Source organism: Halococcus sp. AFM35, assembly GCF_051195015.1.
Lineage (GTDB): Archaea > Halobacteriota > Halobacteria > Halobacteriales > Halococcaceae > Halococcus.
In genome coordinates this window covers 1-21,842 of the sequence record NZ_JBNTJU010000022.1, presented here as the reverse complement: position 1 = coordinate 21,842, position 21,842 = coordinate 1, and the positions used below count along the sequence as shown (strand labels likewise).

Here is a 21,842-nt window from a genome sequence, read left to right as displayed (position 1 = left end):
CCCACCGCACCGCCGCGGCCGCGCCGCGACCGCAGCGGCGGGCCGCAAATCCCCACAAACACCGCTCACCAATACATTTCCGTGTGTTTTGTTCGCGTGACAAGACTGTCCGAAGAGGGGTCGAACGGATGGCTTTTTGAAGCTTCACGGCCGTCGTTCTAGCAGTGTCGGAGTCCGCTGGAGGCTCGCTAAGTCTCTTCAGAAACCGTGAGTTCGTCGCCCTCGCCAGCACCGCCTTCGCCCGCTCGCAGGCCTTTTCAACCATCCTCATCGCGCTCGCGCTGTACGCCGACATATTTGGTACTTCGAGCACTGTCGAGGGCCTGTTCGGCACGGTGTTCGCGCTCGTCCAGTTGCTCATCGTCCTGCCGCTGGGCCGCGCCGTCGACACCCACAACGCGAAACGATTTCTCGTCGCCGGACTCGCAATCAACGTCCTCGCGTTCGTCGGGTTCGCGCTCGTCGGCAGCGCCACCGACGTGATTCTCGTCCGCATCGTGCAGGGCGCTGGCGCGAGCGTCCTCTGGATTACGGGGTCGGCGGTCGTCGGCGAACTCAGCCCCGGTAGCGAACGAGGGCGCTGGCTCGGCACCTACAATCAGGTGACGGCGTTTTCGAGCCTCGCGGGTGACCTACTCGGCGGCTTCCTCCTCTTCGCCTACGGCTTCACCCTCACCTACGCGGTGCTCTCGCTGGTGACGATTCTGGCGACGCTCGCCGTGCTCGCCTTCCTCCGTGACAACCCCGGCGGGCGGACCGACCCCGAGGAGGCCACGGGTATCGAGACGCTACGCACGCTGCTCGACCGGGCCGCTATCCGCGCGCTCGTCGTCTTCCGGCTGGGCTTCGGCTTCGGGAAGATGGCAGTAATAATTTTCCTGCCCATCTACGCCCACACCGAGTTCGGCATGAACCCGCTCATGGTCGGCGGCATCCTCGCCGGCGGCAAACTCACGAAATCCCTTCTTCAGGGCGTGGTCGGCAGCTACACCGACCGGGTGGGCCACAAACACCAGTTCGTCATCGCGGGCGCGCTCACCTACGCGCTCGGGACGGCGATGGTACCCTTCGCCGGCAGCGCTGCGGGCGTGTTCCCGCCGGTCTCGCTGTCGGCGTTCGGGGCGTCGGTGACGCTCGCGCCGGCCTTCTTCGTGCTCTTCGCGGCCTACGCGGTCATCGGCGTCGCCGACAGCCTCCGTCTGCCGGCGAGCATGGCATTGTTCGTCGAGGAGGGCGAGCGCTTCGACGCCGTCGCGGCCAGTCTCTCGCTGCGCTCGGTGGCGTGGAAGGTCGGCGAAGTCGTCGGTCCGTTCACCGTGGGCGCTATCTGGGACGCCACCTCGGTGTTCACGGCCTTTTTCACCGCCGCCGGGTTCATCGTGCTCTCGACAGGAGTCTTCGTCGTCCTCTACCGGACCGAACCCGCACCGAGCGCGACGCCGACGCCGGGCGACTGATCCGAAAAACTCGAACGACCCGTCAGAGGAACCCGTCGTTTGCGAGGCGTTCGACGGCCTCACGTATGCGTTCTTGGCTGTTCGCGTACGAAAAGCGCGCGTAGCCGGGCGTGCCGAACGCGCTGCCGGGCGTCGTCGCCACGTGCGGCCCTTCGAGCGCGTCCTCGCACCATCCCTGATCGTCCTCGTCGACGGGGACCATCATGTAGAAGGCTCCCTCGGGCTTCGAGACCTCGATGCCGTGGTCGGCCAGCAGGTCGGCCAGCAGGTCGCGCCGTTCCTCGAAGGCCTCGGTCATCTGGACGACCGCGCGGTCGGTGTTTTCGAGGGCCTCGATGCCCGCGTGCTGGACGAAGTTCGTCGCCGAGGAGACCGAATGCGACTGGAGCTTGCCGGCCTGCGAGACGAGTTCCTCGGGCGCGGCGAGATAGCCGAGTCGCCAGCCCGTCATCGAGTAGGCCTTCGAGAAGCCGTTGATGGTGACTGTTCGACCACCCATTCCGTCCAAGGTCCCCAAACTCCGCGGCTCGACGCCGTAGGTGATTTCCTTGTAGATCTCGTCGGAAATCACGGTCATATCGTGTTCGACCGCGAGGTCGCGGACGCTCTCCAAGGCCGCGTCGGAGTACACAGCCCCAGAGGGGTTCGACGGCGAGTTCACCACCAGTAGCTCCGTGTCGTCCGACACGCTCTCGGCGAGGTCGTCGAGGGCGGGTTCGAGCTGGAAGTCGTGGGCCGCGAGGTCCACACGGGAAAGCGAGCCGCCGGCGAGTTTCGCCATCGCCTCGTAGGAGACCCACGCGGGGTCGAGCAGGCAGACCTCGTCGCCCTCGTCGATGAGCGTCTGGAACGTCTCGAAGAGCGCCTGCTTGCCGCCCGGCGTGACGATGATCTCCTCCGGCGAGTAGTCGAGTCCGTCCCCGTCGAGTTTCGCGGCGATTGCCTCCCGGAGTTCGGCGATACCATTGGAAGCGGTGTAGCCCGTATGGCCGGCGTCCATCGCGTCCTTGCCGGCTTCGACGATGTTCTCGGGCGTCGGGAAGTCGGGTTCGCCGACGCTCAAGTCGACGACGTCCGCGCCCTCGGCTTCGAGTTCGCCCGCGAGCGTGCTGATGGCGAGCGTCGCGCTCGGTTCGACGCGCTCGACGCGCTCGGCGAAGTTCATGGCGACCACCTGTGGTCGCCGTGAGTAGCGTGGAACTCCGAGGGAGTTCCACGGACCATTCGAGCGGGCGCTGCCCGCTCGAAGACAGGGAGCAACTTCGTTGCGACCGTGTTCATGCCAGCGCCTCCAGTTGGTCGAGCGCGCTCTCGACGGCGCGCGCACCGTACTCGACGCGCTCGCGCGCCTCCGCGCCGCTCATGCCGGGGCCGAGAACGCCGAAGGCCACCGGTTTGTCGCGGTCGAGACTCACGTCGGTCAATCCCTGTGCGGCGGCGTCGACGATGATTTGGTCGTGGTCGGTGTCTCCAGAGACGACTGCGCCGAGGGCCGCGACGGCGTCGATTCCCTCCTGTCGGGCGAGGCGGTCGGCCGCCAGCGGCGTGTCGTACGCGCCGGGTACTGGAATCATTTCGGCGACCTCGGCCCCGCGCTCGGCGGCGGCATCGCGTGCGTGCTGCTCCATCTCGGCCGCCAGTTCCCCGTAGAACTGTGCGACCACCAATCCCAAACTGGGCATACCTGCGGATACAGAGCGCGCGCCAAAGGCCTACCGCTCCGCGAGCGCAAACGAAACGCTCCTAACCGCCCCGCCATCCTCATCGATATGGTATCGACCGACGGCATCGCCGGGCGCGGCCGCCGCGTCACGCTCGCCGTCGTCGCCATCGCCCTCTTCGCGCTCGTCGCCCGCATCGCCTTCCTCGGCGACCGCATCGCCCACTGGGACGAGGCCCGGGTCGCCTACTGGATTCTCAACTACGCCGATACCGGCACCTTCGAGTATCGGCCCATCATCCACGGTCCGTTCCTCCAGCAGGTGAACCGGTTCGTCTTCGAACTGTTCGGCGCGAACGATTTCACGATGCGGCTGGTGGTCGCACTCCTTGGGGCGGCGCTGCCGCTTGCGGCGCTACTCTTCCGGAAGCGGCTCTCTTGGGTCGAAACGGTCGCGTTCGCCCTGTTTTTGGCCGTCAACCCCGTCCTGCTCTACTACTCGCGGTTCATGCGCAGCGACCTGCCGTTGGCGGCGTTCATGCTGTTCGCGCTCGGGTTTTTCGTCCGCGCGCTCGATACACACGGACCTCGATACGTCCACGCGGGCGTCCTCGCGCTCGCGCTCGCGTTCACCACCAAGGAGAACGTGCTCATCTACCTCGTGACGTGGCTCGGCGCGCTCGTCCTGCTTGCCGACCACCGACTGCTCATCGAGCGCGGTCTCCAGTTCGACCCGCGAGCAGCGCCCGACCGCATCGGGCATCTCGGTACGGCTCTGCGCGCGTGGATGCCACACTTCTTGCTCGTCATCGTCGAGTTCCTCGTCATCGTGGTGTACTTCTACGCGCCACGGACGGACGATGCGACCACGGGATTCGACGCACTGCTCGCCAACCCCGCGGCGGTTGTCGGCGAGGCGACGCTCGGCTCGTGGAACGCCTTCTTCGCCCAGTGGGTGAGCGGTGACAGTCAGAACCACGCCTACCTGCCCTATCTCGGCGATTTCGTCGAAACGCTCGTCGTCGGGTCGGGCGCGCTCGTCGTGCTCGCGTTCATCGGCTTTCTCGCCGACCGCTACTCGGAGAAACATCCGCGTGACCTCGTCGCCTTCGCCTTCTACTGGGGGTTCGTGAGCGTCTTCGGCTATCCCATCATCACCGATATCATGGCCCCGTGGGCGACCGTTCACGCCATCGTGCCGCTCATGATACCGGCGGCGGTCGGCGCGGGCGTGCTCTACGAACGGGGAAAAACGGCGCTCGCCCGCGACGACCGACCAGCCGTCGCTGCGGCGTTCGTCATCGCCCTGCTCGTCGTCGGGCAAGTGGGCTATATCGGGGTGCAGAACGTCTATCTCGACGACCAATCCGAGGAGAACGCGCTCGTCCAGTACGCCCAACCCGCCGACGACCTCCGGCCGACGATTCGTGACATGGCTGCCCTGAGCGCGACGAATCGGGGAACGGACGTGTTACTCTATGGCGATTACCTCGTCGCGGATACCAACGGGAGTCGGGAACCGGCATGCTCGGCGTGGTTCAATGTCCTCCCGTTACCGTGGTACATGGATGCATACGACATGAACGTCTCGTGTGCGGGCGAGCCGTCGGCGTTCGAGCGACGCGTGAACGAGAGCAATCCGCCGGTGGTCATCGGGTTGAGCACCGACAGCGAGTTCCTCGCGGCCAATCTTGATGGCTACGACGAGCGGGCGTACGTGTTGCGAACGCAGGACACCGCGAAAACCAACACGACGTTCTTCGTCGACGAGAGCCGACTACCGGTGAACCGAGGTCGGTAAAACAACGCTTAAGCGCGCGAGTCGAAAACCGCCGCCATGCAACTCACCGCTGACGGGCCGGTCGTGGGGGTGGTCGGCGGCGGCCAGCTCGGGCGGATGCTCGGCGAGGCCGCCGCGCCGCTCGGGGTCGAACTCGTCGCAAGCGACCCGACGCCGGACCCGCCGGCCGCACCGGTCGTGAGCGAGACCCTTCAAGGGGCGTTCGACGACGCCGATACTATCGATGCCCTCGCCGAGTGCGCTGACGTGCTGACCTACGAGATCGAACTCGCCGACCCGGACGCGCTCGAACGCGCGAGCGAGGCCCACGATACTCCTGTGCATCCCGCACCCGACACGCTCCGGATGATTCAGGACAAACTCGTCCAGAAGCGCCATCTTCGGGACGCGGGCGTTCCGGTGCCCGAGTTCCGTCCGGCTGGAAGCGTCGCTGAACTCCGGGAGGCGCTCGAAGACCTCGGCTATCCGGCGATGCTGAAGGCCCGTAAGGGAGGTTACGACGGCCGCGGGAACGTTCCCATCGAGTCGCCGGATGACGTCGAGACCGCCTTCGAGCAGGTCGAGGGACAAGCGATGGTCGAGGAATTCGTCCCCTTCGAGCGCGAACTCTCGGTCATCGGTGTTCGTGGCGACGGCGAGCAGCGGGTGTTCACGCCCGGCGAGAACGTTCATGAAGAGGAAATCCTGCGCGAGACGGTCGTGCCGGCGCGCGTTCCAGAGGACGTCCGCGAGCGCGCGAAGTCGGTCGCCCGCGAGGTGCTCGACCTGCTCGACGGCCGCGGCGTCTTCGGCATCGAACTGTTCGAGGTCAGCGAGGCGCGAAGCGCCTCGGACAGTTCGAGCGGGCGAAGCCCGCGAGAAGAGGGCGAGATTTCGGTCAACGAAATCGCGCCACGACCCCACAATTCGGGTCATTGGACCATCGAGGGCGCGCGAACCTCCCAGTTCGAACAGCACATCCGAGCGGTGCTCGGCTGGCCGCTCGGCGCGACCGACCGGCGCGGCCGGACGGTGACGAAAAACCTCCTCGGGGACGTGTCGGAGCCACGACCCGCCGCCCTCGATGGGGCCGAGGCGGTGCTCTCCGAACCGAGCGCGAACCTGCACTGGTATGGAAAACGCGAGGCGCGCCCGCTCCGGAAGATGGGCCACGTCACGCTCACCGACGACCGCGCCGAGACCGACGAACTGTTCGCCCGCGCCCGCGAACTGCGCGACGACTGGACCTTTGACAGATGACCACCGAAATCGACGACCTCATCGACGAGCTGCGAGCCGAGGCCGAAACCGATAAATCACCCGCAGAAACGCCCGATGTAGGCATCATTATGGGGTCGGATTCGGACCTCGATGTCATGGCCGGCGCCTACGAGGCGCTCACGGAACTCGGGTTCGAGGAGGATACGGGTGACGAACCGCCCGACGGCCGCTTCACCTTCGAGTCGTATGTGGTTTCGGCCCACAGAACGCCCGACCTCATGTACGCCTACGCCGAGACCGCCCGCGAGCGCGGATTGGCGGTCATCATCGCCGGCGCGGGTGGCAAGTCGGCCGACCTGCCGAACATGACCGCCTCGATTGCCTTTCCCATACCTGTGATCGGCGTTCCGGTCCAGGAGAAGTCGGTCGATTCGGTCATCGGGATGCCGACGGGTGCGCCCATCGTCGCCGTCGATGCGGGCAAGTCGTTCAACGCCGGCCTGTCGGCGGTGCAGGTTCTCGCCACCGAACACGAGGAACTGGCCGAGCGGTTGGTCGAGTATCACGAGGAACTCGAAGCCGACGTCGCGGGGGTCTCGCGGGACCTCCACGAGCAGGGTATCGAGGCGTTTCGGGAGTGACTTGCGTGGCGAGTCGGTCGCTCGCGGGCGGAAAGAATCAATCCTTATGTGAGTGCGCTCCAAAACGATACCACGAGCAACCAACCACATGAATCAATGGATAGCTGTCGGGGCGCTGACGTTCGTCGCCATCGCCGTCCCGCTCTCGTTGCTGGTCGTGTCGTACCTGTTGCGACCCAGCGTGCCCGAACAGGGCAAATCGGCCGTCTACGAGTCGGGTGAGGTCCCGACGGGCAACACGCGCATCCGGTTCAACATCCAGTACTACATGGTCGCGCTGTTGTTCCTCGTCTTCGACATCGAAACAGTATTGATATTCCCGTGGACGGTCATCTACCGCGATGCCGTCCAGAGCGCGGGGCTGGTGGCCGCACTCGTGCCGATGTTGATATTCATCGGCGTGCTCGTCGTCGGTCTCGCGTGGGCGTGGCGCAACGGCGCGGTGCAGTGGATTCACAGCCAGAATTCGAGCGGAACCACACGACAATGAGCAGCGACAACCAATCCCAGACCGCGAACGCGGACGCACAGACCACCCAGGAGGCCCGCATGGGCGGCGGCACCGACAGCCGCTTCAACTCCAAACTCAGGAACGCCTTCGGCTCTTCGCCGTTTATCCTCACGAAATTCGACTCCTTCATGAACTGGGTGCGTGGCTCCTCGATGTTCATGCTCCAGTTCGGCATCGCCTGCTGTTCCATCGAGATGATGCACACCTACGCCGTGAAACACGACCTCGACCGCTTCGGGTCGGGGGTCCCCAGAGCCTCGCCACGGCAGGCCGACGTCATCATCGTTCCCGGCACCATCGTCTCGAAGTTCGCCCCGCGGATGAAGCGGGTCTACGACCAGATGCCCGAACCCAAGTTCGTGGTCTCGATGGGGTCGTGTACCATTTCGGGGGGTCCGTTCCAGAAGGGCTACAACGTCGTCAAAGGGGCCGAAGAGGTCATCCCGTGTGACATCCACGTGCCGGGCTGTCCGCCGCGGCCGGAGGCGCTCATCTACGGCGTCGCCAAACTTCAGGAGCGCATCGCCGAGGGCGAGAGCGCGCCCGTCACCGTGAAGCCGTACGAACTCGAACAGTTCGGCGACTTGGAGCGCGACGAGCTGGTGGACAAACTCGCCGACGACATCGACGAGGACACGCTCGTCATGCGGTACAACTGGAACGATTCGCCATGAGCTTGGAACGACCAACCGACAGAACCCATACTGTGGGCGTCACCGAAGACGGTCTCGACTACGACGCGCTCGCCGACCTGCTCGGCGACAGCGTGGTGAGCCGCGAGACACACCTGAACGCCGAGGCGTTCGTCATTCGTCCCGACGAGGTTCAAGAGGTACTCTTCGCGCTGCGCGACGAGGCGGGCTTCGACCACTGCTCGAACGTCACCGCCCAGGAGTACGAGGACCGCTTCGAGAGCATCTACCACCTGAAGAAGTACGCCGACCCCACACAGGAACTCTCCATCGTGGTGCCGGCGGCGAAGGGTAACCCCGTGAGCGAGAGCGCCGAACCGGTCTTTCGGACTGCGGACTGGCACGAGCGCGAGGCCTACGACTTGGTGGGGATTCAGTACGACGACCACCCCGACCTCCGGCGGATTCTCCTGCCCGAGACGTGGCAGGGCCATCCGATGGGCCTGGACTACAATCAGGAGAAGCCCCAGATCGTCACGCTCGATTCCCACGCCAACCCGCTCGAAGACGACGAGCGCGACGACGGCGCGGACACGATGTACCTGAACATCGGCCCGCACCACCCCGCCACGCACGGCGTGCTCCACATCGAGACGGTGCTCGACGGTGAGCAGGTCGCCCACGTCGAGCCGGACATCGGCTATCTGCATCGCTGCGAGGAGCAGATGGCCCAGCAGGGTAAGTACCGCCACGAGATCATGCCCTATCCCGACCGCTGGGACTACGTCTCGGCGGGTATCCTGAACGAATGGGCCTACGCCCGCACCGCCGAGGACCTCGCGGGCCTCGACGTGCCGGAGTACGCCCAAGTGATTCGGACGATGAGCGCCGAACTCTGCCGCATCGCCGCCCACATGCTCGCGGTCGGCACGTTCGCGCTCGACGTGTACGGGGAGTTCACCGCGACCTTCATGTACGCCTTCAGGGATCGGGAGGTCGTCGAGAACATCCTGGAGGACCTCACCGGTCAGCGGCTGATGTTCAACTACCTTCGATTGGGCGGGGTGGCGTGGGACCTGCCCGAGCCGCGCGAGGACTTCTTCGAGAAAACGCGGGACTTCCTCGACGGCCTGCCACACAAACTCGACGAGTACCACGACCTGCTGACGTCGAACGAGATCTTCCAGTTGCGATGCGTCGACACTGGCGTCTTGGATACCGAGACGGCGAAGTCGTATGGTGCGACGGGTCCGGTCGCCCGGGCGTCGGGCGTCGATTACGACCTCCGGCGGGACGACCCCTATGGCTACTACCCCGACCTCGATTGGGACGTCGTGACCGCCGAGGAAGGCGACAACTATGCGCGCGTGCTCTGTCGGTTGCAGGAGGTCGAGGAGTCCGCCCGCATCATCGAGCAGTGTGTGGACCTCTTGGAGGATTGGCCCGAGGACGACCGCGAAATTCAGTCGAACGTCCCCCGGACGCTGCGACCGGACGACGACGCCGAAATCTACCGGGCCGTCGAGGGTGCGAAGGGCGAACTCGGCATCTATATCCGCAGCGATGGAACGGACAAACCCGCGCGGTTCAAGATTCGCAGCCCGGCGTTTTCGAACCTCCAGACGCTGCCCGAACTGTCCGTCGGCGAGTACGTGCCGGACCTCATTGCCTCCTTGGCGAGCCTCGACATCGTCCTCGGCGAGGTCGATAGATGAGCGCGCGCGACCTACTCTTCCAACAGGGCGGCAACGCGACGAACGGAACTGGCGGGGCGAACGCGACGAACGCCTCCGCGGGCGGTGTGGGCGGACAGACCTTTCCCGAGGCGTTGAGCCAGCTATTGGGGTTCGGGCCGAACCCCGACCCCGGCTTACAGTTCCTGTTCGCCATCGTCGGTGCGACGATCATCGCCGTGCTCTTCCTGACGGTGGCCGCCGTCGCCGGCATCTGGGGCAAGCGGAAGATCACCGCCGCGTTCACCGACCGCATCGCGGTCAATCGGGTCGGTCCCTTCGGATTGCTGATCATCGTCGCTGACGCGGTACGGCTGCTCTCGAAGGAGGTCATCATCCCCGACAGCGTCGACCGCCCGGCCTTCGACATCGCGCCGATGGTGCTGCCGTTCTCGGCGTTACTCGGTTTTGCGGTCATCCCGTTGGGGAGCGGCCTCCAGCTGGCCGACCCCGAGACGGGCTTCGTGTTCGTCTTCGCGGCCTCATCGCTCGCCTCCCTTGGACTGCTGATGTCGGGCTATGCATCGAACAACAAGTACTCGTTCCTCGGGGGCCTGCGCGCGCTCGCACAGAACCTCGCCTACGAGATTCCGCTCGTCATCACGGCGGCGTCGGTCGTTCTCTTCACCGGAAGCCTCCAGTTGAGCGAGGTCGTTGCCGCCCAGACGCAACCGCTGTTCACGATTGCGGGCGTGTCGATACCCTCGTGGTTCGCGTTCGTCAACCCCTTCGCCTTCGTGCTGTTTCTGGTGGCGAACCTTGCCGAGGTCGGGCGTAACCCGTTCGACACGCCCGAAGCGCCGGGCGAACTCGTGGCGGGGTACATGACCGAGTATTCGGGTGCGTACTTCGTGTTGCTCTATCTCGGTGAGTTCCTCCACATCTTCTTGGGTGGTGCAATCGTCGCGACCCTCTTCCTCGGCGGTCCCGCGGGACCGATTCTCCCGGGCATCGTCTGGATGCTCATCAAGATCATGGCCGTCTATCTGTTCACCCAGTGGATGCGCTCGGCCATCCCGCGGGTACGCATCGACCAGATGATCGAAATCGGCTGGAAGGGCCTGCTCGTGATGAGCTTCGCCAACCTCGTGCTCACGGCCGTCCTCGTGGGCGTAATCGCCTAAAAACACCACAAGCAATCATGATCGGACTCCTCAAATCGATGGCGACGACGATGAGACACGCACTCGACGGGTCGACCTTTACCGTCGAGTACCCCGATACCGCACCCGAGGTCAGTCCCCGCTTCCGCGGGGTGCACAAATTCAGTCAGGAGCGCTGCATCTGGTGTCGCCAGTGTGAGAACGTCTGCCCGAACGACACCATCCAAATCGTGATGGACGAACAACGGAACGGCGAGCAGTACAACCTCCACATCGGTCAGTGCATCTACTGCCGGCTCTGTGAGGAGGTTTGCCCTGTGGACGCCATCCTTCTCACCCAGAACTTCGAGTTCACGGGTGATACGAAGGACGACCTCGCGCTCAACAAAGAACAGCTGAAGAACGTCCCGTGGTACAAGGACATCGACCCGCTCGAATCCCGCGAACCCGACCGCGGCGCGTGGATCGGTGAGGGCGAGGGCGAACTCGACTACCAGTAGCCGTTCGGGCCGAGCGAATATTTATATGCTATCGAGACGTTGCTCCAGCAACCACGGTGTGTGAAAAGAGATGCCAGCAACCGAAACAACGGACGGAGAGGCCGAAGCTGACGCAGAGACGACCGCGTTCGTCACGGAATCGTCACGACGGACGGCGGTCCTCGAACGGCTCGTTACCGGGCCGGCGAGTGCTGCCGACATCGCCACCAGAGATGCGCCGCGCGTCGAGGGCGTGCGCGGCGTGAGTGGGAATTTGAGCGTCAACCGAACCGAATCGACGACCGAAGAACTGCGTGAGCGGGGATTGGTCGAACTGCTCGTCGACGGCGACACGCGCGTTTACAGCCTCACCGCAAAGGGCGAGCGGATACTGTTCGCGCTCGAATACGAGACGAGCTGACGACGCCTACGTCGCCCGTCGATTTTCGACGCTTAGGGGACCACGATACGCTCGGCGTACTTCGATTACCTAATTTCTGCTCTATTGAAAATGACCGACGGCGTAGCGATTTGATGATTTAGCCAGTTGTTACTCAATACAATCCCCGCTTTCATTGTCTGGAATATATCCAACCGAATTGATCGCGTTGTCGCTGCCAGATCAGACAGGATACTCGCGGTTCTTTCCGACTCAACTGCGTGACGTCTCAACTCATAATCCACGAATCCCGCCACCGTACCGCATTTTCAACAAAGCACTAATTTCAGGCGCTAAGGCCCCTCCCTCAAGGAGCGAGTGCGGTGCGGGGCGAGCGAGTAGAGAGGGGATACAGCGTCCCCAGAACGCTTCGCGTTCTGGTGTGCGAACGAGACGCTCCGCGTCTCGTCAACGCCGTCATCAGTTGACCTTCCGAGGTTCCGGCGTGTCGGCTGGCCGGACCACGAGCGATACGTTTATGTTTCTACAAAGTTTATACTCCACCGATGGACCGGCACGAGGTCGAAGGCCACGAAGTCGTCGACGGCGAAGTGAAGCCCACCGGAAACGGCGCTCACGTTCTCGTCCCGCGACGGTGGATCGGCGCGACTGTCAAAGTCGTTCGCACCTCCGAACCGAATCCAGACGAGTAGACCATGCTCAACTACAGGTTCCGGCTCAACCCCACGCCCGCTCAAGCAAAGCAGTTAGCGTGGACGCTGGACACCTGCCGACAGGTCTACAACCACTTTCTCCACCGATTGAATCGCGTCGAGAACACGTCGTCGTACAACGAGCAGCAGCGACTACCGAAGCTCAAGGAGTGGTGGACCGACCTGAAATCAGTCCACTCCAAGGTGCTTCAGAAGGTCGTGCAGCGGTTGTACGACAATCTCTCGACGCTTCGCGGTCTGAAGGAGAACGGCCACCGCGTCGGTCAACTCCGGTGGAAGGGAGCGGGATACTACCATTCGTTCACCTACAACCAGTCCGGTTTCAAGCTCGACAAAAAGAGCGACCGCGACGAACTGTGGCTGTCGAAAATCGGCAGTATCCCTGTGGTCGCACACCGCGACCTCCCCACCGATGCGACCGTGAAATCCGTCACGGTGAAACGCGAACCCACCGGACGCTGGTATGCCGTCCTTTCGGTCGAAACGCCCGACGACCCGCCGGAGAAACCGGCGAATCCCGAGAACGTCGTCGGCATCGACGTGGGGATACTGAAATTCGCCCACGACACCGACGGCACGGCGGTCGGGTCGCTCGACCAGTCGCACGAACGCGACCGGCTGGAACACGAACAGCGTGTTCTCGACCGGAAAGAGCACGGGTCGAACAACTGGAAGAAGCAACGCCGGAAGGTTGCTCGGCGTCATGCCAACCTCAAGCGAAAACGGCGCGACTTTCTCCACAAGTTGTCGAACTACTACGCCCGCGAATACGACCTCGTGGCGGTCGAAGACCTCGACGCGAAAAGTCTGATGCAACTCGACGGCAACAGCCGCAATCGAGCGTCAGCCGCATGGGGAACCTTCCGCCGGATGCTCGCGTACAAGTGCGAACGCGAAGGCACGCACTTCGCGGAGGTTCGACCACACGGAACGACCAAAGAGTGCGCTCGGTGCGGTGTCGAGACGGACAAGCCGCTGTGGGTGCGCGAACACTCGTGTCCGGCGTGTGGCTTCACCGCCGACCGCGACGAAAACGCCGCGTGGAACGTCCTCCAACGCGGTATCGACAAAGTAGGTATGGGCAATGCCGAATCAACGCCTGCGGAGACTGTGGTCCCTACGGCGACTGCTTTTCAGCCAGTCGCTGCAAACCACGTCGCGGAAACAGGAATCCCCACCCTCAAGCGCGAGCCGTCAGGCGAGCGGTAGGGTGGGGAGGAAGTCACTCGGCGTCGCCCTCGAAGTCGCCACCATACCGCATGAAGAAATAGGCAAGGCCGAGCGTCGAGAGCAGGAACGTCGACGCCGCGACGCCGAGACTCTTGGCGAAGCCCGGGATTGGCGGTTCGGAGGACCCACTGCTGGCACCGCCCTGCTGGACGATGATGGTGCCGGTCATGCCGGCCGATTCGTGCGGGTCACAGACGTACGGATGTTCACCGGTCTGTTGGAAGGGTGGGGTCGTGAAACTGAACCCCTTGTCCTCGATGGGCTGGTGGCCCCACTTACCGCTATCGGGATTCACGTTGTGGCCGCTCGAACCCCATGTAAACTTTACCGACGTGCCGGGTGCTATCGTCAGCTCTGCGGGTTCGAAGGTCAGCGCGCCACCCGGCCCGACCGTGACCGTTTTCGCCGACCCGCCGCCCGAGCCACCCTCTTGGGCGGCGGCCGTGCCGCTCGCACCCGCGACGGCCGCCGTTCCCGCTGCCGTTCTGAGGAAGCCGCGTCGACTCACGCTCTCGTCGGCGTCGGTATCGTCCATGTGCCGACGTAGTGAACCAACGCTACTGAACATTACGATGCCTCGTGCGCTATTCGAGCGCGCTCGCGGCCCGAATCACGGCCCGCTCGCCGAAGGCCGGCCCGATGAACTGTGCGCCCACGGGGAGTCCGTCGGCGGTCCCGGCCGGCACCGAGATCGCCGGCAGGTCGGCGAGGTTCACCGGGACGGTGTTGGCGTCCATGAGGTAATGCTGGAGCGGGTCGTCGAGGCTCTCGCCGAGTTTCGGTGGCAGGACGGGCATCGTCGGCGAAGCAAGCACGTCCGCTTCGTCGAGCGCTCGGTCGAAGTCCTGCTTTATCCACGCGCGGGCGTCCTGGGCTTTCTTATAGTATTTGTCGTGATAGCCGGCCGAGAGCGCGTAGGTCCCCAAAAGAATCCGACGCTTCACTTCGGGTCCGAAGCCCGCTTCGCGCGCGCGGGCGAACGCATCGTTCCAGTCGCCGTCGAACCCGCCCGAGAGACCATAGCGAACGCCGTCGAACCGCGCGAGGTTCGAGGAGGCCTCGGACATGGCGATGACGTAGTACGCCTGTACGGCGTGGTCGAGCGATGCGAGCTCGACCTCCCGGACCTCGGCTCCCCGGCTTTCGAGGTCCGCGATGCGTGCTTCGAAGACGGACGCGACGCGCTCGTCGGCCCCGTCGACGAGGCTCGTGAGAACGCCAATCGTGGTTTCCTCGATATCGCCGTCGGCGGCGCTCGCGTAGTTCGTGTCCGCACCCGTCTCGCGGGCATCGCCCGCTCGACCGTCCGAGGTCGTTCGAGAGGCGCTCTGCGCCTCTCGTGATGACGAGACGGTTTCGCCGTCTCGAACCACGCTTCGTGCCTCGCGTGTCGTTGCGTCGCGCTCGTCCGGGCCGGCGATGACGTCGAGCAGTTCGGCTGCCTCCTCGACGGTCGGCGCGAGCGGGCCGATCTGTTCCAAGGAGTTCGCATACGCGACCAGCCCGTACCGCGAGACCAGTCCATAGGTGGGTTTGATGCCGACGACGCCACAGAAGGCGGCCGGACAGCGCACCGACCCGCCAGTATCGGAGCCGAGCGCGAGGTCGGCCTCGCCGGCGGCGACGGCGGCCGCGCTCCCGCCCGAGGAACCGCCCGGAACCCGCTCCTCGTCGACGGGATTGGTTGTCGGGCCGAAGTGGGAGGTCTCGGTTGTCGTGCCCATGCCGAACTCGTCCATGTTCGTCTTCCCGACGATGGTCGCGCCCGATTCCGTGAGTCGCTCGACCACGGTGGCGTCGTAGGGCGGGACGTACCCTTCGAGCATCGCCGAGCCACAGGTCGTGGGAACTCCTTCGGTGGAGATGTTGTCCTTGAGTGCGACCCGCTGACCGTCGAGTGGCCCGTCGGACTCGCTTTCGATTACCTCACGAGTGATGAAGGCGTCGCTCATCCGACCGGTGGTCCCTCGAAGTAGCCCTCATCGGTTTCGGGGGCGTTCTTGAGCGCTTCGTCCTGTGAGAGGCTTTCGCGCGCCTCGTCGGTGCGCAGGACGTTCACGAGGTCCGGGTCGGATTCGACGTCCGGCACCTCGTCGAGCGTCTCGAAGTAGCCGAGCACGTCGGCGAACTGCGCGGCGAACTCGTCCACCTCGCTCTCGTCGAGGTCGACCCGGGCGAGGGCGGCGACGTGGGCCACCGCCTGCGGGTCGACGCTCCTGTCAGTCATACCGGGAGACGGGGCGAGGTCGGCACTAAGCGTTTCGAAACGATGACGCAACACCGACAATCACCGGCCGTTTTCCTCCCGTATGGAGACGACCCGACACTTCACCGCGACGGTGTATCTCGTCAACGACGGCGCGACGGCGCTGCATCGCCATCCGAAACTCGGGATTCGCCTCCCGCCCGGCGGACACGTAGACCGCGACGAACTGCCCCACGAGGCGGGCCTGCGCGAGGTTCGCGAGGAGACGGGACTGGAGGCCGAACTCCTCGCCAGCGCGCCGGCCATCGACGCGCCGGACGGGCGAGCGCTGCCCCAGCCCCGCTATCAGATGCTCTACGATATCGACGTCCATCCTGACGGACGGGTTGCCCACCAGCACATCGACTTCGTCTATTTCGCGCGCGTCGGCAGTCGGACGATTGCTCCCGAGGGTGACGACGAACCGAGTTCCGAGGCGTGGACGTGGTACACGCCGGCGGAACTCCGTGCGAGCGATATCGACACGGATACAACCGAAATCGGCTGTGAGGCAATCGCAACGGTCGAATAGCTTTACAGCAGGCTCGTGAGTCGGCCTTTGATGCGGCGTTTGACGCCGCCGCCGGCCTGCCGGAGGCTGATGCGCCACGGCGTGCGCTTGCCGATGACTTCGGTGCGTCCCGCCCGAATCCCGTCGAGGACGCCCGCGAGCGTGCGCTCGGTCGCGCCGACGGTCGTCACGGCTTGGCCGACCATCTCGGCGATGTGGGCGTCGCTGCCGGCGGTCATCGGAAGGTCGTGCGAGCGGGCGAAGCGGCCGGCGCGGCGGTTCGAGCGCCCGGTCAGGAGTCGGGAGTTGTAGACCTCGATGGCGTCGGCGCTCGCCAGTTCCTCGCTCGTGATGTGGGGGGCAACGCCGCTGCGCGAGCGCTGGAAGGGGTGGGGAACCACCGCGATTCCGTCCTGGTCGTGGATGTGGTCGACGGTGTCGGTAAAGGGGAGTCCTGCGGGGACGCGCTCGTGGATGCCCAGCGCGAGGACGTGGCCGGCGGCGCTGGTCACTTCCGAGCCGGGGATGCCGACCAGCCCGTAGTCGGCGGCGCGCTCGGCCGCGTCGAGACTCGCCTCGATCTCGTCGTGGTCGGTCACCGCGAGCGCATCCAGCCCGACGGCGTCGGCCTGTGAGAGCAGCAGTTCGACGGGGTCGCGGCCGTCGAAGGACAGCTCCGAATGACAGTGAAGCTCGGCCGACAGCACGGGTGCGCGTTCGGGCGCTGGAGCAAAAAGGACCCGGTATCGCCGTCGTCGTGACGCCCATCACAAGCGATTTAGTCGATGTCTCGAAGTGGGAGGTATGCCCCTCTCTCCGTCCGACCGCGAACTCGTCGTCGCAGAACTCGGCCGCGAGCCGACGCGCGCGGAGGCCGCGCTGTTCGAAAACCTTTGGAGCGAACACTGTGCCTACCGCTCCTCGCGACCGCTGCTGTCGGCGTTCGACAGCGAGGGCGAACAGGTCGTCGTGGGGCCGGGTGACGACGCCGCCGTGGTCGCGCTGCCGGGTGAGGAGACCTACATCACGTTCGGCATCGAGAGCCACAACCATCCCTCCTACGTCGACCCCTACGACGGCGCGGCCACCGGCGTCGGCGGCATCGTCCGCGACACGCTCTCGATGGGTGCGTACCCGATAGCGCTGCTCGACTCGCTCTATTTCGGCGCGTTCGACCGCGAACACTCCCGTTACCTCTTCGACGGCGTCGTGGAGGGTATCGCCGGCTATGGCAACGCAATCGGCGTTCCCACGGTCGGCGGCAGTCTCTCGTTTCACCCGGGCTACGAGGGCAACCCGCTCGTCAACGTCGCCTGCGTCGGTCTCCTCCCCGAAGAGCGCCTCCTCACCGCCGAGGCCCAGCGCACGGGCAACAGGCTCGTGCTCGTCGGCAACGCGACGGGACGGGATGGACTCGGTGGCGCGAGCTTTGCGAGCGAGGACTTGGGCGAGGACGCCGCGACCGAGGACCGCCCCGCGGTGCAGGTCGGCGACCCCTACGCCGAGAAGCGACTCATCGAGGCGAACGAAACCCTCCTGGACGAGAACCTCGTCGAGTCGGCCCGCGATTTGGGCGCGGCGGGACTCGGCGGGGCTTCTTCCGAACTCGTCGCCAAGGGCGACTTCGGCGCGCACATCGACCTCGAAACTGTCCACCAGCGCGAACCCGGCATGAACGCCCTCGAAATCCTGCTCGCCGAATCACAGGAACGGATGTGTTATGAAGTCACACCCGAGAACACCGACCGAGTCGCGGCGATTGCCGAACGCTTCGACCTCGGCTGTTCGGTCATCGGCGAAATCACCGACGGGAACTACTCATGTGTGTTCGACGGCGAGACCGTCGTCGACGTCCCGGCCGAGTTCCTCGCCGACGGCGCGCCGACGAACGACCTCCCCGCCGAACGACCCGCGGAACCGGTCCGCGAACTGCCCAGCCCGGACCTCGAAGCGATGTTCGAACGGCTGCTCGAACACCCGAACACCGCGAGCCGTGAGTGGGTCTATCGCCAGTACGACCACGAGGTGGGCCTCCGCACCGCTCGCGGGCCGGGCGACGATGCCGCCGTGCTGGCGATTCACGAATCGGGAACGGGGATTGCACTGTCGGCGGGTGCGGAGCCGAACTGGACCGCAGTCGACCCCCACGAGGGTGCGCGCGCGGTCGCACTCGAAAACGCCACGAATCTCGCCGCGAAGGGCGCGACGCCGCTGGCCGCGGTCGACTGCCTCAACGGCGGCAACCCCGAAAAATCGGACGTCTATGGCGGATTCTCGGCCATCGTCGACGGGCTTGCGGAGATGTGTAACTCGCTTTCGGTGCCGGTGGTCGGCGGCAACGTCTCGCTCTACAACGACTCGGCGGCGGGCGCAATCCCGCCGACGCCGACGCTGGCGATGGTCGGCGCGCGCGACGGCGACGATGCCCCGCCGACCGCGCTCGCGGGCGCGGGCACCCTCCTTCTGGTCGGCGACCGCGCGCTCGCTGGGCACGAGGTCGGATTGGGTGGCTCCCAGTATCTCGACTGTGTCGGCGGAACGGACCGTTTCCCGACGCTTCCCGGGAGCCCACAGACGTTGGTCGAGACGCTCGCCGAGGTGGCGAACCACGAGGAAACGCTCGCGGTTCACGACGCGAGCCACGGCGGTCTCGCGGTGACGCTCGCCGAGATGGTTTCGGATGATGCTGGCGCAGTCGTGGATATAAACGGCCCGGCGAGCACCGCCGAACTCTGCTTTCACGAGCAGCCGGGCCGAGCGGTCGTCGAGACGACGAACCCCGCGGCGGTTCGTGCGGCTTTCTCCGAGATAGCACCGGTCCACGAAATCGGCACGGCGACCGATTCGGGGCGACTCGAACTCTCTGTCGGCGACACCGAGCTATCGTACTCGGCCGAAACCATTGCCGAACGCCGAGCCGTACTCGACCGCGCGATGGACTGACTCATTCGTTCGCTATCGCCCGCTCGATGGCCGTATCGAGCGGCGTGTGCTCGACGGTAGCGAACTCGTCGATACCCGTTTCCCGGACGACGACCGTGTTGTCGAGGCCCTCAACGAGCGGCGCGACGACGGTCTCGGGGACGTCGGTGAGCCGGGCGAGCCAGCGCGCAGACAGGTGTTCGCTCAGCCACGGCACGCCGACGACGACCAACAAGCGGCCGTGTACGCGCGCCACGCGCTGGAGGAAGTCGGCGTAGGTGAGCACCGCCGGGCCGCCGATGTCGAACGACCTTCCCCGCGTTTCGGGTGTATCGAGTACCGCGCCGAGATACCCCACCACGTCCTCGATGGCGATTGGCTGGCAGTTCGTTCGCACGCCGGTGGGAAGCGGCAGGACGAACACCCGCGGGAGATGGGTGACGAACTGTCGCACCATCTCGAAACTCGCCCCGCCTGCGCCGACGATGACCGCCGCCCGGAGGGTGGTCAAATCGTACTCGCCCGCACCGAGCAGCCGCTCGACCTCGTGGCGCGAGCGGAGATGTGGCGAGAGCGCGTCGGATTCACGGCCGAGACCGCCGAGATATATCACCCGCGAGCACTCGGCAGCGCTCGCCGCACGCGTGAAGTTCCGGGCCGCACGCCGGTCGCGGGCGACGAAATCGGCCGCATCCATCGAGTGTACGAGATAGTAGGCCGCCTCGCAGCCGTCGAAGGCGTCCTCGAACGTGCCCGCTTCGAGCAGGTCGCCCTCGACGACGCGGGCTGGCGGACCGTCGTAGCGTTCGGCGTTCCGTGTGAGGACGGTGAGGTCGTGACCGGCCGCGGCGAGGGTCGGAAGGAGGTGTCCGCCGACGAACCCCGTCGCGCCGGTCACCAGAACGCGCATGTCTCTTCGAGCGTTCGTGTCCGCATAACACCTCTCACTCGTGGCGGCCGCATCGCTTCGAGCGAAGGAAAGCGGGGACGAGGATGGGGAGGGGGTGTGATGATGCCAGGCAACGGAATCGCCCCCGCCGGCGCGGAGCCTCGCCGGCTCCGATTCGAGGTGACTGCGGTGTTGTAATAAGCTTTGTGTGGGTCGTAGCGGTTGCGTCCTTCACTTCTCGTGGAGGATGAACTCGATGCGCTCGGTGTCGGCACCCTTGGATGTGCGCTCGACGATTTCGAGGTCGCCGAGCTCGCCGAGACTGTCGACGTGCGTGCCGCCGCAGGGACAGACGTCGATGTCGCCGATGGCGACCGCGCGCAGCGGGTCGACGTCCGCGGGAATCAAATCGAGGTTCGTCCGCCCGTCGGGCGTTTCGGCTTCGAGCGCCGCCCGCGAGCGGTTTTCCTTTGCCACGGGAATATCGCGGTCGATGAGGGCGTTCGAACGCTCCTCGATGTCCCGGAGGTCGCTTTCGTCGAAATCGGCCGGCGCGAAGTCGATGCGCGCGTGGTCGTCGTATATCTGGTTGCCGGCGGTGCTCGCGCCGTACTCGTCGAGGACGACCTTCGAGACCACGTGTTGGGCGGTGTGATAGCGCATGTGGGCGTGGCGGCGTTCCCAGTCGAGTTCGCCGTGAACGGTCATGTCCTCCGCGGGAAGGTCGCCCTCGACTGTGTGTCGAATCTCGCCGTGGTCCTTCCTGACGTCGACGACACGCGCTTCGCCGGTGTCCCACGAGAGGCCGCCGTGGTCCGGCGGCTGTCCGCCGCCTTCCTTGTAGAAGAGCGTCCGGTCGAGCACCACGGTCATGGCCGATTCGTCGACCTCGACGACGCGGGCGTCGAACTCGCGGCGGTACTCCTCGTCGGGGAGGTAGAGCTGTTCGGTCACAGGTCGGGTTTCGGTGTGGATGGATATGGCTGTTCCTCCATCGCGACATCGCCACGCTCGGGGCTGACGCGCGTCTGACGGGGTATTATGATGGTGGGTTCGAATCGAAGCAGTATGTCACGTCGCCACCGCCGGCCCGGCTCGTCGGAGGGCTTTGCCGGTGTGAATCGTGTGGGCGAGACGGAAGCGGTCGACCGCGCCAGCGTCGTCGGCAGCGCGCCGATCATCGCCGGCACGGGGTTCGTGTTGAGCCGCGCGGTCGCCATCGTCCTCGCCGGCGCGTCCGGTCTCACCTTCCTGTGGGGGCTGGTCATCGGTCTCGCCTTCGCCACCGCCGGCGTCGTCGTGCTCGCCTCGACCGAAACGGGATTCGAACAGGGTCGTCCCGCCCGCCGAATCGAGCGGATTCCACTCACCACGGCCGGGGGCGTCCTGTTGCTCTCGCTGCTCACCGGCGTCGTTCTCGGCACCGTCCTCTGACCCGTCCCACCTCCGAACCGATCTGGAACCGGCCGTCTTCCCGTTGATTTTTTCGTTTCGAGCACGGCGGAACTGAGTCAAACGCGTAGCTTTTTGTTTCATCGAGGAAGCAACACATACAGCGCTGTGAACGAACAAAATATACATGGTTGAACCACATCGGGTCGGCAGTTGATGGACGAGGCGTTCTTTGAACGGGAAGGAGAGGGGTTGGCGGTGGTGGACCCGATAGAGCGCCATCGGTACGTGTTGTCGACGGGGGCGGTCGTGCCGGAGCCGGC

At 65.2% G+C, this 21,842-nt stretch carries 23 protein-coding genes; 15 read left to right on the top strand and 8 right to left on the bottom strand.

Annotated features, from left to right (window positions below):
- Positions 1 to 164: 164 nt before the first annotated feature.
- Positions 165 to 1,457, top strand: a complete 1,293-nt coding sequence (locus tag ACQUQO_RS14255; protein ID WP_435078757.1) for an MFS transporter — start codon at positions 165 to 167, stop codon at positions 1,455 to 1,457.
- Between the two features lie 22 nt (positions 1,458 to 1,479).
- Here ACQUQO_RS14255 and ACQUQO_RS14250 read toward each other — a convergent pair whose 3' ends face one another.
- On the bottom strand, positions 1,480 to 2,622 hold the full coding sequence (locus ACQUQO_RS14250; protein ID WP_435078756.1) for a pyridoxal phosphate-dependent aminotransferase: 1,143 nt from the start codon (positions 2,620 to 2,622) through the stop codon (positions 1,480 to 1,482).
- Positions 2,623 to 2,734: 112 nt separating this feature from the next.
- Positions 2,735 to 3,139: a 6,7-dimethyl-8-ribityllumazine synthase gene (gene ribH / locus ACQUQO_RS14245; protein ID WP_435078754.1), complete on the bottom strand. Its 405-nt coding sequence runs from the start codon at positions 3,137 to 3,139 to the stop codon at positions 2,735 to 2,737.
- Positions 3,140 to 3,226: 87 nt separating this feature from the next.
- Between ribH and ACQUQO_RS14240 the strand changes: the two genes are divergently transcribed.
- The 11 genes from ACQUQO_RS14240 (at position 3,227) to ACQUQO_RS14190 (ending at position 13,539) form a co-directional block, all read left to right on the top strand.
- Positions 3,227 to 4,918 (top strand): flippase activity-associated protein Agl23, encoded by a 1,692-nt coding sequence (locus ACQUQO_RS14240; RefSeq protein WP_435078752.1) that lies wholly within the window; start codon positions 3,227 to 3,229, stop codon positions 4,916 to 4,918.
- A gap of 36 nt (positions 4,919 to 4,954) precedes the next feature.
- Entirely contained in the window at positions 4,955 to 6,157 is a 1,203-nt protein-coding gene (locus ACQUQO_RS14235; protein ID WP_435078750.1) for a 5-(carboxyamino)imidazole ribonucleotide synthase, read from the top strand.
- Complete coding sequence (gene purE, locus ACQUQO_RS14230; RefSeq protein WP_435078748.1) at positions 6,154 to 6,759, top strand: 5-(carboxyamino)imidazole ribonucleotide mutase; 606 nt, start codon at positions 6,154 to 6,156, stop codon at positions 6,757 to 6,759. Before ACQUQO_RS14235 ends, purE begins: the two co-directional genes overlap by 4 nt.
- Positions 6,760 to 6,847: 88 nt before the next feature.
- The gene (locus ACQUQO_RS14225; RefSeq protein ID WP_435078746.1) at positions 6,848 to 7,249 is read left to right on the top strand and encodes an NADH-quinone oxidoreductase subunit A; all 402 of its coding nucleotides are present in this window, start codon (positions 6,848 to 6,850) and stop codon (positions 7,247 to 7,249) included.
- Complete coding sequence (locus ACQUQO_RS14220) at positions 7,246 to 7,944, top strand: NADH-quinone oxidoreductase subunit B (protein ID WP_435078745.1); 699 nt, start codon at positions 7,246 to 7,248, stop codon at positions 7,942 to 7,944. The genes ACQUQO_RS14225 and ACQUQO_RS14220 overlap by 4 nt, the downstream gene beginning before the upstream one ends.
- A complete protein-coding gene (locus ACQUQO_RS14215) occupies positions 7,941 to 9,617 on the top strand; it encodes an NADH-quinone oxidoreductase subunit D (RefSeq protein ID WP_435078743.1) in 1,677 nt (558 codons plus the stop codon). The genes ACQUQO_RS14220 and ACQUQO_RS14215 overlap by 4 nt, the downstream gene beginning before the upstream one ends.
- The gene (locus tag ACQUQO_RS14210; protein ID WP_435078741.1) at positions 9,614 to 10,759 is read left to right on the top strand and encodes a complex I subunit 1/NuoH family protein; all 1,146 of its coding nucleotides are present in this window, start codon (positions 9,614 to 9,616) and stop codon (positions 10,757 to 10,759) included. Before ACQUQO_RS14215 ends, ACQUQO_RS14210 begins: the two co-directional genes overlap by 4 nt.
- 17 nt (positions 10,760 to 10,776) lie before the next feature.
- On the top strand, positions 10,777 to 11,238 hold the full coding sequence (locus tag ACQUQO_RS14205) for a NuoI/complex I 23 kDa subunit family protein (RefSeq protein ID WP_435078739.1): 462 nt from the start codon (positions 10,777 to 10,779) through the stop codon (positions 11,236 to 11,238).
- Between the two features lie 70 nt (positions 11,239 to 11,308).
- On the top strand, positions 11,309 to 11,638 hold the full coding sequence (locus tag ACQUQO_RS14200; RefSeq protein ID WP_435078738.1) for a hypothetical protein: 330 nt from the start codon (positions 11,309 to 11,311) through the stop codon (positions 11,636 to 11,638).
- Between the two features lie 524 nt (positions 11,639 to 12,162).
- Positions 12,163 to 12,309, top strand: a complete 147-nt coding sequence (locus ACQUQO_RS14195; protein ID WP_435078736.1) for a DUF2080 family transposase-associated protein — start codon at positions 12,163 to 12,165, stop codon at positions 12,307 to 12,309.
- Positions 12,310 to 12,312: 3 nt separating this feature from the next.
- Positions 12,313 to 13,539 carry an RNA-guided endonuclease InsQ/TnpB family protein gene (locus ACQUQO_RS14190; RefSeq protein WP_435078735.1) on the top strand — a complete coding sequence of 409 codons (1,227 nt, stop codon included), beginning with the start codon at positions 12,313 to 12,315 and terminating at the stop codon, positions 13,537 to 13,539.
- 13 nt (positions 13,540 to 13,552) lie between these two features.
- On the opposite strand, the gene ACQUQO_RS14185 is transcribed toward ACQUQO_RS14190, so the two are convergent.
- Genes ACQUQO_RS14185 through gatC form a run of 3 tightly spaced genes read right to left on the bottom strand, consistent with a single transcriptional unit; the run spans position 13,553 to position 15,787 of the window.
- Positions 13,553 to 14,095, bottom strand: a complete 543-nt coding sequence (locus ACQUQO_RS14185) for a plastocyanin/azurin family copper-binding protein (protein WP_435078733.1) — start codon at positions 14,093 to 14,095, stop codon at positions 13,553 to 13,555.
- A gap of 49 nt (positions 14,096 to 14,144) precedes the next feature.
- Entirely contained in the window at positions 14,145 to 15,512 is a 1,368-nt protein-coding gene (locus ACQUQO_RS14180; RefSeq protein WP_435078731.1) for an amidase family protein, read from the bottom strand.
- A complete protein-coding gene (gatC, locus tag ACQUQO_RS14175) occupies positions 15,509 to 15,787 on the bottom strand; it encodes an Asp-tRNA(Asn)/Glu-tRNA(Gln) amidotransferase subunit GatC (protein ID WP_435078730.1) in 279 nt (92 codons plus the stop codon). Before gatC ends, ACQUQO_RS14180 begins: the two co-directional genes overlap by 4 nt.
- Positions 15,788 to 15,869: 82 nt before the next feature.
- On the opposite strand from gatC, the gene ACQUQO_RS14170 reads away from it, so the two are divergent.
- Positions 15,870 to 16,337, top strand: coding sequence for an NUDIX hydrolase (locus ACQUQO_RS14170; protein ID WP_435078729.1), 468 nt, complete (start codon positions 15,870 to 15,872; stop codon positions 16,335 to 16,337).
- Positions 16,338 to 16,339: 2 nt separating this feature from the next.
- On the opposite strand, the gene ACQUQO_RS14165 is transcribed toward ACQUQO_RS14170, so the two are convergent.
- The gene (locus ACQUQO_RS14165) at positions 16,340 to 17,023 is read right to left on the bottom strand and encodes a PHP domain-containing protein (RefSeq protein WP_435078727.1); all 684 of its coding nucleotides are present in this window, start codon (positions 17,021 to 17,023) and stop codon (positions 16,340 to 16,342) included.
- Between the two features lie 97 nt (positions 17,024 to 17,120).
- Here ACQUQO_RS14165 and purL point away from each other — a divergent pair, with 97 nt between their 5' ends.
- Positions 17,121 to 19,259, top strand: a complete 2,139-nt coding sequence (purL, locus tag ACQUQO_RS14160) for a phosphoribosylformylglycinamidine synthase subunit PurL (RefSeq protein ID WP_435078725.1) — start codon at positions 17,121 to 17,123, stop codon at positions 19,257 to 19,259.
- A gap of 1 nt (position 19,260) precedes the next feature.
- Here purL and ACQUQO_RS14155 read toward each other — a convergent pair whose 3' ends face one another.
- Both ACQUQO_RS14155 and ACQUQO_RS14150 read right to left on the bottom strand, forming a co-directional pair.
- The gene (locus tag ACQUQO_RS14155; protein WP_435078723.1) at positions 19,261 to 20,148 is read right to left on the bottom strand and encodes an NAD(P)H-binding protein; all 888 of its coding nucleotides are present in this window, start codon (positions 20,146 to 20,148) and stop codon (positions 19,261 to 19,263) included.
- 210 nt (positions 20,149 to 20,358) lie between these two features.
- Positions 20,359 to 21,081: an alanyl-tRNA editing protein gene (locus ACQUQO_RS14150; protein WP_435078721.1), complete on the bottom strand. Its 723-nt coding sequence runs from the start codon at positions 21,079 to 21,081 to the stop codon at positions 20,359 to 20,361.
- Positions 21,082 to 21,195: 114 nt separating this feature from the next.
- Here ACQUQO_RS14150 and ACQUQO_RS14145 point away from each other — a divergent pair, with 114 nt between their 5' ends.
- Positions 21,196 to 21,561, top strand: coding sequence for a hypothetical protein (locus tag ACQUQO_RS14145; protein WP_435078719.1), 366 nt, complete (start codon positions 21,196 to 21,198; stop codon positions 21,559 to 21,561).
- Positions 21,562 to 21,842 lie beyond the last annotated feature (281 nt).